Raw genomic sequence first — 13,151 nt, forward strand, 5'->3', positions numbered from 1 at the left:
TTTGCACCATCCATTTGACAAAAAAATGAGTTTACTAACCCAACCATAAAAAAGATTACAACCATGGAAGTGGAGAAAATCATGCAAGAACTGGAGCGCAAGCATCCAGGTGAGTCTGAATTCCTTCAGGCAGTAAAAGAAGTGCTTGTTTCAATTAAGGATGTGTACAATCAACACCCTGAGTTTGAAAAAGCTAAAATTATCGAGCGGATGGTAGAGCCCGAACGCATCATCACCTTCCGTGTTCCTTGGACCGACGATAAGGGCGAGGTACACGTTAACATCGGTTATCGCGTGCAATTTAACGGCGCTATTGGCCCATACAAAGGCGGATTGCGTTTCCATCCCTCTGTAAACCTCTCTATCTTGAAGTTCTTGGGCTTCGAGCAAACGTTCAAAAACGCACTTACCACGTTGCCTATGGGCGGCGGTAAAGGTGGTAGCGACTTCTCGCCCCGCGGGCGCAGCGATGCCGAAATCATGCGTTTCTGCCAGGCTTTCATGACCGAATTGTATCGCCATATTGGCCCGAACGAAGACGTTCCCGCAGGCGACATCGGCGTGGGTGGCCGCGAAATTGGTTACCTCTTTGGCATGTATCGCAAGCTTACGCACCAATTTGAGGGCGTGCTTACGGGTAAAGGCCTTGAATGGGGTGGCTCAATCTTCCGTCCTGAGGCTACCGGTTATGGCGCACTTTACTTCGTTAACCAGATGTTGGAAACCAAAAGCATCGACATTAAGGGCAAGACCGTGGCACTAAGTGGTTTCGGAAACGTGGCTTGGGGTGCTGCTAAGAAGGCTACCGAGCTGGGTGCAAAGGTTATTACCATCAGTGGACCCGACGGTTACATCCTCGACCCGAATGGCGTTAGCGGCGAAAAAATCGAATATATGCTCGAACTTCGCAACAGTGGCAACGACGTTTGCGCACCTTATGCAGAGAAGTTCCCCGGCTCAACGTTCTTCGCTGGCAAGAAACCTTGGGAGGCAAAGGCCGACATTTACTTGCCCTGCGCTACCCAGAACGAATTGAACGGCGAAGACGCCGACAAGATTTTGGCTGCCAAACCCGTTTGCGTGGCCGAGGTTTCGAACATGGGTTGCACCGCCGAGGCTGCCGAAAAGTTTGTTGCTACGAAGACACTGTTCGCTCCTGGAAAGGCTGTTAACGCTGGTGGCGTAGCTACTTCGGGTCTTGAAATGACACAGAACTCCCTACGTTTGGGATGGACTGGCAAGGAAGTAGACGAACGTCTGCACCACATCATGTCGTCGATACACGAACAATGTGTGAAGTATGGCACCGAAGCCAACGGATACATCGACTACGTGAAGGGCGCTAACATCGCCGGATTTATGAAGGTGGCCCATGCCATGATGGCTCAGGGCATCGCATAAACAACGTAAACGCGATAGAATTAGAGTGTTGTGCACCCGCATTCCTAAGGCAGAAGGAGCTGCAATCCGTGCCAAGGGCTGTGCAACGGGGTGTGACAAACCTCAATAATCATAAATTCAAACAACGTGACGCATTTAAGATACGTATTGTTTGTAGCATTTACCATTATGGGCTTTATCTCTTTGCACGCACAGCAGAGAGGTAAAGCCTCTTTTTATTCGCGCCAAGCAACGGGGGCGCGTACCAGTAGCGGCGAACGACTGCACCATCGTGACTTTACTTGCGCCCATAGGACACATCCTTTCGGCACGTTGCTGAAGGTGAAAAACCTAAGCAACGGCAAGGAGGTTGTGGTTAGGGTGAACGACCGCGGCCCCTTTGGGCGTGGACGAATCGTTGACTTGTCGTGGGGTGCAGCTAAGGCGTTGGGCATGCTCTCGCAAGGGGTGGTTGACGTAGAGATTACGCCTGTGGGTAAGAAGAAAGTATCTTCTAAGGGCAAGGGCTCAACCTCCGATGCAAGTTTAAAACACAAGTCGGGAAAACGAAAGGGAAAGGCCCATGCGAAGAAGGGGAAACATAAGGACAAAAAGGGTTCTTCTGCCATAGGAAAGAAACACAAGAAGAGGGACTCGAAACTGAAAGGTAATGCCAAATTACGTCATTCTGACAAAGCGAAACACGTTAAACCGAAAAAGAAAAGCGTTAAGTCGAAGAAGAAACATGTGAAAACTAAGCCCCAAAAGGGCAATAAGAAAACCAAGAAGGGGAAGAACGGGAAGAAGAAAGGGAAGAAAGGGCGCAGATAACGGTGCAGAATGGCACAAGGATGATGCGCAGAGAGGTGATAATTAGCCTTTTGTTAAAGCCAATTTCGTTGTCTGCAATGGCGTAACGCCTAGCACATGGGTGATGAAAGACTTGCTCCTGCCCCGTGGAAATCGCCCTAAATCCATAACGCTTAGCAGCTGGTGATGGAACGCTGTTTTGGCTTTGTGGAAATGAGTAGAGAGCAACGGGGTTCTTTTGTAAAGTCAGCCTGCAAGCGGTTGAAATGCCCAATAAGCCCATCTTAATCTCTTCAATCCCTCCGAATTAAACTTTTTATGTTATGGAAAAGCAAAGACAACAAGAGTTGGCCGAACTTAAACCAACGGCCGAAATGATGGACGAAGAGCAATTTTGGGCCATTGTACAAACCGCAGTAGACGAGGCTGGCGATGACGAAGAGGCATATTTGGAAGTAGTTAAGCGCGAGCTGAGCAAGCTGTCGTTAAAAGAAATGATTGGATTTAGGCTCCGAACCGACAAACTTCTTTACGATAGCTACACCTCCGAGATGTGGTGTGCCGGCTATTTGATGAATGGAGGCTGTTCGGACGATGGCTTTGAGTATTTCCGCTTGTGGGTTATATCGCGCGGACGAAAGGTTTATGAGGCGGCTATGGCCAACCCCGACAACCTTATCGACTACATAGACGATGATGACGAGATGGACTTTTTCGAGTTCGAACTGTTTTGGTATGTGGCGTTAGAGGCGTTCGAAGAGGCCGTTGATGCTGAGTTGTACGACTATGTTGACGACGACAACTTCAAGACTTGCGAGGGCAACTATCCCAATTTTGAATTTAATTGGGAAGAAGACGACCCTGAATCCATGCAAAAGCTATGCCCACGCCTATTTGAAAAGTTCGGGTGATAAAGCTTATCTTGCATTAGACACATGGCATTTGGCACCTGTCCAAACGTTTACAGTTAGAAATAGGACTGCTTAGTGGTGTGGATAGGGACAATTAGTGGCATCGATTGGGCAATAAGAAGGGGTGGTTTGTCTTCACCGATTAACCCCATTGAACAGATTTTGCTTGTTCTTCCTGTCCGACATCGCGGTATTTTGGGGTAATCAAAGCTGATAAACCAATTGGGAAAGCAGCCTAATCGCACTTGTTTTTATGATATTGCTGTCTGTTAAAACCCTAATGGACGGCAATATTTTCTTTTATTCAGAGCATCTTGAGTATTGAAAGGATTGGCACACTACTCCTCTCTCTCGCCATATAAAAGGTGTTGGGCGAGTCTATTTGGGAGAGAAATAGGATTGGGGAGAGCGGTTGCTTGTTGGGCAGGAGTGAGAAGTAAGTCCGTTTGGCGTGCGTCTACTTTGTACGAAAGGCCGTGCGATAGTTGAGAGCGACTATTTTGTCAACTCGTTTTTTCTTCCGACCTTTGCACAAAACAAACAAATCTGCACAACAATGATACGCACACTTATGCGCCCTTTGCGCCAATGGGTGTTCTTCGTGGCCATGTTTGCGGCCATTACGCTGATGCCTTTCGAGGCCATTAAGCACATGTACGCCTATCCCGACGAAGTGGCGGCAGCCCTGCTGCACCTCGTCGCCGCCCTTGCTTTGGCCTATTTGTTCACCTGTGTGGTGCATGCCGTGGGGCGTACATGGTTTAAATGTTTGGCCTACGCCCTGCCCACGTGGTGCGTATTGTTGCGAAGTTTTCTGCATTTCGCCCTCCATTCAGAGCTAACACCCAAGACCGTGATGCTCGTTGCAGAGACCAACGCCGCCGAAGTGTCGGGCTTTTTCTCCACATTCGCCGTATCGGCAGGCGCATTTAAAAGCTATGCCCTCACCATATTATATATCGCCGTGGTTGTTTTTGCCGAACGCCATCGGCTTACTTGGGGGCATTGGTTGCAGCGCAAGCTGCCCCAAAAGTTGCTTGTAGTCACAATCCTCAGCTCGTTTGTTGCCCTAGGCTACACTTACTCGGCCATTCCAGCCCTGCTACGCTGCCAAACCACGGCCGATGCCGAGTGGTGGAACATTCGTTATTATGCCTATTCGATGGACGATTTGTCCATTGCCGCCTACTCGTTATACGTTCCGCACCTGATGAAACGCGAACTGCAAGAGGCCGTGGCCAATAACTTAGCGGCGGCCAAACGTGCAAGTAGCCTGGCCAATGATGCCGATTCGCTTACGTTGGTGGTGGTTATTGGCGAGTCGTACATTAAAAGTCACGCCCAAATCTATGGCTATCCGTTGCCCACTACGCCGCGAATGGTGGCCGAACAAAAGCGCGGTAACCTGCTGGCTTTTACCGATTATATCAGTCCATATAACTTCACCACCGAGGCAGTAAAGGCCATACTCAGCACCAACGATGTGTCCGCAGGGCAGAATTGGAGCCAAGGCGCATTGTGGCCCGTGGTGTTTAAACGGGCTGGCTACACGGTTGAGATGTGGAGTAACCAACTGGTAACGGCCGACAACGTGTTTACCAATTACAGTCTTAACGGCTTTATCTACCATCCGCAGATACGTCCCGTGGCCTACAACAGCGTTCGCGGCAGTGAAGGAACGCTCGACGGGGCGCTTGTTTCGCGAGCCCTTGCCCATGCAAAGGCCAACAGTCGCCGCCATAGGCTGTTGTTGTTACACCTCAACGGCCAACATTTCAATGCCAAAGACAAGTATCCCGATACGCCGGCCTTCAACGTTTTTAGTGCCGCCGACATTAAAAGTTCTGCCCCTTGGCTAACGCCGAGTAAGCGACAACAAGTGGCCGAGTACGACAATGCCACCCGTTATAACGACCATGTGCTGGGTATGGTGTTCGATGCCATGCGCAATACGCAGGCCGTTGTGGTTTACTTGCCCGACCACGGCGAAGAAATTTACGACTGGCGCGACCAATATGGCCGCTCGACAACGCCCGAATACACTTCGGCCTACATGCACAGCATGAACGATATTCCACTTATTGTATGGGCATCGCCCTCGTTTATTGCGCGCAATCCCCAGGCATGGCATCGTCTGCAAGGTGCGGTAGCTCGTCCGGGCATGTCCGATGGGCTCTGTCATCTGCTCTTTGGCATCGCCAACCTTCGCACTCCTTATTATATAGCGCGCAAGGATATGGCTAGCGACATGTGGAAACCCGCGCGCAGAATTGTTTATGGAAAGGTGGAGTATAAGCCGTAACGGAAAATGGTTTGTACTTTTTAGAGGGGGAGTTGATGAACCAATAGGGACGAAAATAACAACGATTGTTTGGCCGATGTCGCCTATCCGCTGGCCAAATCTGTTTTATTCGTCAGCCAGATTTGTCTTATTCGGCAGTCTTATGTGTTTCATTCGTTAGCTTTATCTGTCTTATTCGTTAGCTTTATCTGTTTCATTCGTAAGAATTAATCTGTCTTATTCATCCTTTTCTTCCTCGTCTGTCCCGGTAAAATCCACAGCTTTCCCACGCCCTTATTTGTCCCATCTTGCTTGTTTCTTCCACCTGCCTTCCTGTTCTCCTTTTCCATTTAGGGTATTCCCTACCTTCGTTTGGGGGAATTCCTCTCACAGACTTAGCCATTCTTACTAACTTTGCATCCAGAAACGAGGACGAAAACGGCCAACAGCGAAAGGCTTACCCCAAGGCTATGCCGCAGACTTTCGTCCCAATTAAAAAACAAACGCGATGGTAGCAAGAAAACTCATCATGGCACTAATCGCACTGGCGATGCTCGTTGGATGCGGAACTTACGCAGGCTCTGGGGCCTATGCGGGTGCCACACTTGGCTCAATCTTAGGCAGTGCCATCGGTGGAATAACAGGCGGAGCGGGCGGTTCGGACCTCGGACAGATAGTTGGCACGGGCGTAGGGGCTGCTATCGGAGCTGCCATTGGCGAACAAGCCGATAAGAAAGCCGAAGAACGGAGTGAGAAAAGACGCGAACGCATTGAGCAACGCCGCCGAGAAATGGAACGCGAAGACTACGGATATAATGACAATGAGCCTGCTTACGGCCAATATCCGCCCTACGATAGCGGCTTTGATGAGAACAACGGAGGCGACGACCGCATATTCGACTTCAAGGGTCCTGACTATACAGGCAATTACAGCGCACAACAACCGAGTGCAGGTGAGAGCGCACAGCAAGAGCCAACGCGCGCAACCGGCACGCTGCCGATAGAGATACGCAACGCTCGGTTTGTAGACGACAATCAGAATCGACAGATTAATCGCGACGAGCTTTGTAAGGTTATCTTCGAACTATGGAACAACAGTAGCCAAACGCTACACGACGTTCAGCCCATCGTTACCGAAGAAACGGGCAACAAACACTTGGCAATTTCGCCCACCATACACGTTGAACAGCTTGAACCAGGCAAGGCCATACGCTATACGGCACTGGTAAGGGCAGACAGACGACTGAAACCAGGCAACGCCGTTATACGTGTGGCTGCCGTAAGAGGAAACAACATCCCCATTTCAGAGCCCTTGTTCTTCAACATCCCAACAGAGAAATAAGTAGTTCATACAACATTCAATATAATAGGTACAGCATTAAATTTAAGGAAAAAATCATTCAGGTTTAGAGACGTTATTTAGAAATCAGGTTGATGATTAAAGGCAATTGTGAAGTTGCCTCACAAACAAAGAGAGAGATTTATACAACAGAGAGAAGGCCACGGCATGTGTGTTACATCGTGTGTTGCTGGCAAGAGAGTGGCGTTCTATCGTGGTTCTGTGCGGAGGCAACCCTATTCCAGCCTCTTTAACAGTCCACGGTAGAGCCAGCCCATACCAAGGCAAACGAACTTCTCAACTCGTTAAAAGAAAGCAACAGCTGGGCATTCTGAGTTGCGAATACTAAGGATGTTCGGTTTTCCTATTTGCCAAACTCGCTGAAAAACGCTACATTTGCAAGCATTATTGAGGTTAAACCGCAGTCGCGTTATTGGTAAACCAGGGCGCATTAGGCAAAGGCATCCGCCCTAGATAAACCTTAAAAGTTTGCTTGGGCTAACTTAACAGGAAAGAAAACCAAGGCCTGTCTAGACGGCATAACTATTTGGGACAGCCACCTTACCTTGGCTATACGTTCAGCTTAGCCCATAGAAACCTCCCCTACACACCGCACCAACATGGATGACAGAGACAACATCGACTTTGGTAAGATGAACATCCCACGGCTGTTCGTAAAGCTTTTCGTGCCAACCCTTCTCGGTTTGGTGTTCAACGCCATGCTTACGCTTGCCGACGGCATCTTCGTTGGGCGGGGTATAGGCAGTAATGCTTTGGCAGCAGTGAACATTGCCGCCCCCATATTCCTCATCGGGCTGGGTGTGTCGCTCATGTTTGCCACTGGCGTTAGCGTAGTGGCGGCCGTTCACCTTTCGCGAGGAAACAACAAGGCGGCCAACATCAACGCCACACAAGCCCTTACCGTTCCATTCGTCGTCATGTCGGGCGTAAGCGTGCTTATTGCCGTTTTCGCCAAGCCGATATGCTATCTCTTTGGCGGTTCGCAAATGCTCGAGCCTCTCGTTGTCGAGTATCTCACTTACATCAGTCCCATACCTGCCCTCACCGTACTTGTACATGTGGGCGGATTTCTCATTCGGCTAGACGGCTCGCCTAAGTACGCCATGTACACCAGCGTGGTCCCAGCCGTGCTCAACATCTTTCTCGATTGGCTGTTCGTCTTCCCGCTTAACCTTGGTTTGATGGGTGCAGCCTCTGCCACAAGCATTTCTGAAACCGTAGGAGCCTTGATGGCTGTGGCCTATTTGGTGTATTTCCCCAAGACCATACGCCTTTATCGACCCAAGTTCACGCGCACCAGCGTACGTCTTACCGTGCGCAATTTAGGTTATATGATGAAGTTGGGCGTTCCAACATTCATTGCCGAGACCGCCATTTCGGGGTTAATGATTGTTGGCAACTTCATGTTTATGACCTTTCTTCACGAAGATGGCGTGGCCGCATTCAGCGTGGCGTGCTATCTTTTCCCACTAGTCTACATGTTTGGCAACTCCATTGCGCAAGCGCAGCTGCCCATCGTAAGCTATAACCACGGCCAATCCAACCACGACCGCGTGCGCCACACACTCCGACTATCGCTTGCGCTCACGGCTGTTAACGGACTCGTCATCAGCCTTTTGGGTATGCTGGCCTTTCGCCCACTTATTTCATTGTTTTTGGCCGAAGGCACTCATGCCTTCATTGTGTGCACCGAAGGTTTCCCACTCTTTGCCACCAGTTTCGTATTCTTTTCGCTCAATGTGGTTATTATTGGCTTTTACCAAAGCGTGGAGCGTGCCACCGAGGCCATCTTCTTCATGTGTCTGCGCTGCCTTATATTTGTCATTCCCATCTTCATTGCCCTTCCCTATCTCATCGGTGTCGTTGGATTATGGCTCGCCGTTCCCCTCGCCGAGGCGTTGACTTTCGTTGTGCTAGTGGTGTGGAGCAAACAAAAGCGGGTTTTCAGTTGACCAGTTGGCAAGTTGACGAGTTGGTAAGTTGACGAGTTGACAAGTTGTTTAGTTGACGAGTTAACAAGTTTTCTAGTTGACCAGTTGACGATTTTCTCAGTTGACAAGTTAACAAGTTGACAAGTTAACGAGTTGGATAGTTAACGAGTTGGGCAGTTGACGAGTTTACCAGTTAACAAGTTGACGAGTTGACAAGTTCATAGGCTGACGAGTTAACCAGTTAATGAGTAAACAAGCAGACAAGAGCAACAAGCTGGCAAGTTTGTGATGCACTAAATGGCACAAGCCCGCTTGTTTAAACCTGCTGTTAAGACTATATCTCCTTTGCAACATCAATGCACTGGTTAACCTCCATACACAAGTCCGACAGCTTTTCAACATCCTGGCGTTCGTAGATAAAGTAAAGATAGCCAAAGTTGCCGCACACTATCGTAAACTTAGCAACACATAAACCCCAGTCTGCCCATTGTTTATTAAGAATTTCACACCAGGTCTCTATTTCATCTTCCTCATCGAGCCAGTCTTCATTTAATGTAAGGTGATATTTGTCCGCCAGGCCTTTCATCTTCAAACAAAATTCCTGCTTCGTCACGTCCCAATCCACCTCAACGGCATTGCCGTTGTCGAGCATCTCATTGGCAATGGCAGCCCAAATAATGTCGCAATTCCGTTTATTTTCATCCATTTCCCTTTCACAATACCTCTCCGCGTTGTCGGTATAATATTGTTTAGGCGCGTCAATACACCGTTCAACCTTAGCGAAAAGCGTATCGCCATCGGGCAGTAACTTCGCAATGGCTTTGTAGTTCTCGGCATCGGTGCTTTTTTCTATCAGGTAAGACATTGCGACTTTCCAACTTTGTAACTCGGCGGCAAGATTGTTGTTAAGCACATTTTGTAAAACCTCCATTACTTCTCGCTCACTCAATTTGGCTTTCTCATAATTTATAACATGATTATCATGCGCTATATCACTGGTAAAGACTTCTATTCTGAAATAACCAACCCGCTTTTTCGGGCTAATTGTGAGATGATTGAACTGGTATTCATCATTTGCTCTTATCGGAATATGCGCCCACATACGAATGCTTTCATAACTGCCAGGCTTTAATGCAGCAAGTTGTTGCCTTACGTCTTTCGGCGTAAACCCTTTAATAGGTGTGTCGTCAACAACCATATCCCAATCCGGATAGAACGTCTCCATCCAGCCATTCAGCCGCTCCCAACCTTTATCTGTAGCCCCATGTCCACGTGTTTCTCCCTTGTTCGTTATGCCCAAGGTTCTATTTACGGCAGATGCAATTGCCTTTTTCTTGAAAACAAGGGTAACAATAAGGGGTAATGCGAAAAGTGGTGCGCAGACAATAGCTGCGACGATTACCGCCACATTACGGCTTCCTCTGCTGTGGCTGCCTCCGATAAGGCTGTTCACAAAGTCTGCTAAACCATTAAAAAGGTCGTCGCCGACAATCAGAGACAGCAAAACTAATTCCAAAGCAAACACCGCAAAGAACACTAAGACCATCTTCTTTGCCACCTTGCTGCATATCTCCATTCTTGTTTCCAAGTCTATGGTTTCAGCATTGGGTATGTTACGAAACCATTTTTCAGCGCGTTCTTCCTTTGTCATATCTTTTATTGTTTGTTTAAGTATCGTTTTCTATTAACGGGGCTGACGAGTCGGCAGGCTTGTTTCCTGTTGACCAGTTAACGGGTTTGTAATTCGCTAAGTGGCAACAAGGCTTGCTCGTTAAGACTATATTTCCTGTGCTAAATCAATTGTACGAAGAACCTCATCGCCCAGTTTTCTTAGCTTTTCTAGCGTTTCGCATGTGCAAATAAAGAGAACATAGCTGTCGCTATCAATATCAAATTCGGCGATGCAGAAGCCTTGCTCTTCCCATTTTCCGTCAAGAACCCCACACCATGTCGGAATGTCCCCATCCTCTTGCAGCCACTCCTCGCGTAGTTCAAGATTATGTTTGCCTGCCAAATCCTGCATTTGCAAATAAAACTCTTCCTTAGTTTCCTTCCAATCCAGCTCAACAGCATTGCCGCTGTCGAGCATTTCATCGGCAATGGCAATCCAAATTATATCACCATTTCGGTCGGTTTCATCCATTCCCCTGTCCTCATATCTCTCCTCATGGTCCATATAATATTGTTTGGGTGCGGCGATGCACCTTTCAACCTGAACGAGATACGTTTCTCCTCCGGGCAATAGCTCAACGATGGCTTTGTAGTTCTCGGCATCAGTGCTTTTCTCTGTCAGGTAATCCGCATAAACTTTCCAGCTGTGCAGCTTAGGAATAGCATGGTTGTCAAGGAGGTTTTGCAACGTCTCCATTGTCTTCTTCTCACTCAAATTCTCCTTTTTGTAGGTTATCACATGGTTGTTTTGCGCTATGTCGATGGTAAAAACGTCGACATCGAAACAACCAAAGCGGTCTCCCTGATAGATGAAAACATAGTTGTACCTGAATTTGTCGTCTACCTTTATCATGTCTGGCGCCCAAATATAAATAGAATCACGCTTGCCATATTTTAGGGCTGCAAGTTGCCGCCTTACATCAATCATCGTAAAACCGTCGCTACTTTCTTCGTCATCGCTATCCATGCCCCAGTCTGCATAACGCTTTCCTGAATGGTTGGCAAACTGTTCGCTTTCATCGTCTGTTGCCCATTGTTCGCATGTCTCGTCTCTGTCTCTTTCTGCTAAAAAGCTGTTTACGGCAGACGCCATTCTCTTTTTCCTGAATAAAACGGCAGCAAGAAGGGGTAATGCCATAAGTGGTAGATACAAGATAAGAACACCCAGTGCCGTACGAGCAACTCCACTTCTATAATGCTCTTGCAGTGTACCGTTAATCACGAAGTTTCCTGCGTCATTAAAGATTGTTTCTTTATCGAATAAAAAGAGCAAAACTATTTCCAAAGCAAGCACGGCAAAGGAAACTAACATCACCTTCTTTGCCACTCTGCGGCATATCTCCTTTCTTGCTTCCAGGTTTAAGGTTTCGGCGTGAGGTACGTTGCGAAACCATTTTTCAGCGCGTTCTTCCCTTGTCATCGCGTTCTTCTCCTTAGTTTATTTTCGGTTTTCAGGTTATATCGGTATAAGTAAGTTGCTTCATGGCGATTGTTGTTATGCGCCAAACCCGTGCAAGTTGCTTTAAAATGTCCTTTCCATCGGAGGGAGTATCGCATTTGTTAACGCGAAACGAGGCTTAGGCAATGCAGGCCAACAGTCGGCATAAAGTGTTACGGAGGCAAAATTAAAGAAATAATTTGTAACCACAATGGCTTTTGTTGGGATTTTAATACGCGTTAGATAATTTGACCAATCTTTCCGTCAAACAAATCAGTTGACGAGTTGGTTATCAGTAGACGAGTTAACGAGTTGACAAGAGAATGATTAGTTGGCAAGTAGACGGGTTGACTGATTAACAAGTGAGATTTCTGTTGACAAGTAAAGCTATGAATTTGTCTGCTCGTTTACTTGTTATCTTGTTTACTTGTTACCTTGTTCACTCGTCATGTTGTTATCTTGTTCAGTCGCTATCTTGTTCACTCGTTATCCTGTTACCTTGTCAACTCGTTAACCCGTCAACTTGTCAACCCTTGTTTTTGTCCACTTTTCAGTATGAATTTTAACATTATGAGTGCCATTTTTACCCACGAGCAGTCCGCCCTGTCGCAAAAAATCGATTCTCGCGGAGGTTTGTTTTGGTGCAAAATGGGGTTAGCCTGTGCATGCGGCAAAATGAATTTTTATTTGAAAAGGTCGTCATCTACACCAGATTTTGGGCCATTTGCAGCTAAATGTACTGCGTTTTGGTGCTAAATGCAGTGCATTTTGGTGCTAAACGCAGTGCGTTTTGGTGCTAAACGCAAGGCGAAATGCCGCTAAATGCAGTGCATTTTGGTGCAAAACGCAGTACAAAATGGTGCTAAATGCGAGGCTGTATGAATAAAAATGCACTGAAATGGTATAAACAAAACCTTTTAGATGCTTGAAAAACATGGCTAAAAGGGGCAAAATGCCCATCAAAAAGTGGGATTTTAGGGGTGAAAAGTGGGTAATTGGGCCTGAAAAATTTGGGGTTGGCAACCAAACTAGAAGGGTAAAATGGTGCAAAATGCAGCCAATTGGCTTAAAAGTGGACAGAAAGATGAACGAGAAAGGCTGAAATTTGGGGCAAATTACCTGTTTTGGAGCCATTTTTTCGCTAGAATGGGGTGGCGGCAGAAGTGTGTTTTGTAAAATATAATGTAAGATTTTAAGATTTTGAGTTTATGGGTTTATGAGTTGTTCGGGTTTATGAGTTTTTGAGTTAGTGAGTTGTTTGGGTTTATGAGTTGGCGAGTTGTTTGAGTTTATGTGTTGGCGAGTTAGTGAGTTGTTTGAAATTATGAGTTTATGAGTTGGTGGGTTAGTGAGTTTATGAGTTAGTAAG

General features: G+C 47.3%; 9 protein-coding genes. 6 read left to right on the plus strand and 3 right to left on the minus strand.

What is annotated here, in order from left to right:
• Positions 1-63: 63 nt before the first annotated feature.
• From gdhA to HMPREF0670_RS09375, 4 genes are all read left to right on the plus strand, one after another.
• Complete coding sequence (gdhA, locus tag HMPREF0670_RS09360) at positions 64-1,401, plus strand: NADP-specific glutamate dehydrogenase (RefSeq protein WP_009230917.1); 1,338 nt, start codon at positions 64-66, stop codon at positions 1,399-1,401.
• A 168-nt stretch (positions 1,402-1,569) separates the two neighbouring features.
• Positions 1,570-2,211 carry a septal ring lytic transglycosylase RlpA family protein gene (locus HMPREF0670_RS09365; protein ID WP_044078037.1) on the plus strand — a complete coding sequence of 214 codons (642 nt, stop codon included), beginning with the start codon at positions 1,570-1,572 and terminating at the stop codon, positions 2,209-2,211.
• A 302-nt stretch (positions 2,212-2,513) separates the two neighbouring features.
• The gene (locus HMPREF0670_RS09370; protein WP_009230919.1) at positions 2,514-3,101 is read left to right on the plus strand and encodes a DUF4240 domain-containing protein; all 588 of its coding nucleotides are present in this window, start codon (positions 2,514-2,516) and stop codon (positions 3,099-3,101) included.
• Between the two features lie 556 nt (positions 3,102-3,657).
• Positions 3,658-5,403, plus strand: a complete 1,746-nt coding sequence (locus HMPREF0670_RS09375) for a phosphoethanolamine transferase (RefSeq protein ID WP_044078038.1) — start codon at positions 3,658-3,660, stop codon at positions 5,401-5,403.
• Between the two features lie 206 nt (positions 5,404-5,609).
• On the opposite strand, the gene HMPREF0670_RS17440 is transcribed toward HMPREF0670_RS09375, so the two are convergent.
• Entirely contained in the window at positions 5,610-5,732 is a 123-nt protein-coding gene (locus tag HMPREF0670_RS17440; protein WP_255346287.1) for a hypothetical protein, read from the minus strand.
• 158 nt (positions 5,733-5,890) lie between these two features.
• Between HMPREF0670_RS17440 and HMPREF0670_RS09380 the strand changes: the two genes are divergently transcribed.
• Together HMPREF0670_RS09380 and HMPREF0670_RS09385 are read left to right on the plus strand one after the other, a co-directional pair.
• Complete coding sequence (locus HMPREF0670_RS09380; RefSeq protein ID WP_044078039.1) at positions 5,891-6,724, plus strand: hypothetical protein; 834 nt, start codon at positions 5,891-5,893, stop codon at positions 6,722-6,724.
• Between the two features lie 617 nt (positions 6,725-7,341).
• Entirely contained in the window at positions 7,342-8,694 is a 1,353-nt protein-coding gene (locus HMPREF0670_RS09385; RefSeq protein WP_009230922.1) for an MATE family efflux transporter, read from the plus strand.
• A 313-nt stretch (positions 8,695-9,007) separates the two neighbouring features.
• On the opposite strand, the gene HMPREF0670_RS09390 is transcribed toward HMPREF0670_RS09385, so the two are convergent.
• Both HMPREF0670_RS09390 and HMPREF0670_RS15315 read right to left on the minus strand, forming a co-directional pair.
• On the minus strand, positions 9,008-10,324 hold the full coding sequence (locus tag HMPREF0670_RS09390) for a DUF6630 family protein (protein ID WP_009230923.1): 1,317 nt from the start codon (positions 10,322-10,324) through the stop codon (positions 9,008-9,010).
• Positions 10,325-10,450: 126 nt separating this feature from the next.
• On the minus strand, positions 10,451-11,764 hold the full coding sequence (locus HMPREF0670_RS15315; RefSeq protein WP_009230924.1) for a DUF6630 family protein: 1,314 nt from the start codon (positions 11,762-11,764) through the stop codon (positions 10,451-10,453).
• Positions 11,765-13,151 lie beyond the last annotated feature (1,387 nt).

This window comes from Prevotella sp. oral taxon 317 str. F0108, from assembly GCF_000162415.1.
GTDB lineage: Bacteria > Bacteroidota > Bacteroidia > Bacteroidales > Bacteroidaceae > Prevotella > Prevotella conceptionensis.

Coding starts and splice junctions, on each gene's coding strand:
- HMPREF0670_RS09365 (WP_044078037.1), top strand. CDS start 1,570: ATGGGCTTTATCTCTTTGCACGCACAGCAGAGAGGTAAAGCCTCTTTT.
- HMPREF0670_RS09380 (WP_044078039.1), top strand. CDS start 5,891: ATGGTAGCAAGAAAACTCATCATGGCACTAATCGCACTGGCGATGCTC.
- HMPREF0670_RS09390 (WP_009230923.1), bottom strand. CDS start 10,324: ATGACAAAGGAAGAACGCGCTGAAAAATGGTTTCGTAACATACCCAAT.
- HMPREF0670_RS15315 (WP_009230924.1), bottom strand. CDS start 11,764: ATGACAAGGGAAGAACGCGCTGAAAAATGGTTTCGCAACGTACCTCAC.
- HMPREF0670_RS17440 (WP_255346287.1), bottom strand. CDS start 5,732: ATGGAAAAGGAGAACAGGAAGGCAGGTGGAAGAAACAAGCAAGATGGG.
- HMPREF0670_RS09370 (WP_009230919.1), top strand. CDS start 2,514: ATGGAAAAGCAAAGACAACAAGAGTTGGCCGAACTTAAACCAACGGCC.
- HMPREF0670_RS09375 (WP_044078038.1), top strand. CDS start 3,658: ATGATACGCACACTTATGCGCCCTTTGCGCCAATGGGTGTTCTTCGTG.
- HMPREF0670_RS09385 (WP_009230922.1), top strand. CDS start 7,342: ATGGATGACAGAGACAACATCGACTTTGGTAAGATGAACATCCCACGG.
- gdhA (WP_009230917.1), top strand. CDS start 64: ATGGAAGTGGAGAAAATCATGCAAGAACTGGAGCGCAAGCATCCAGGT.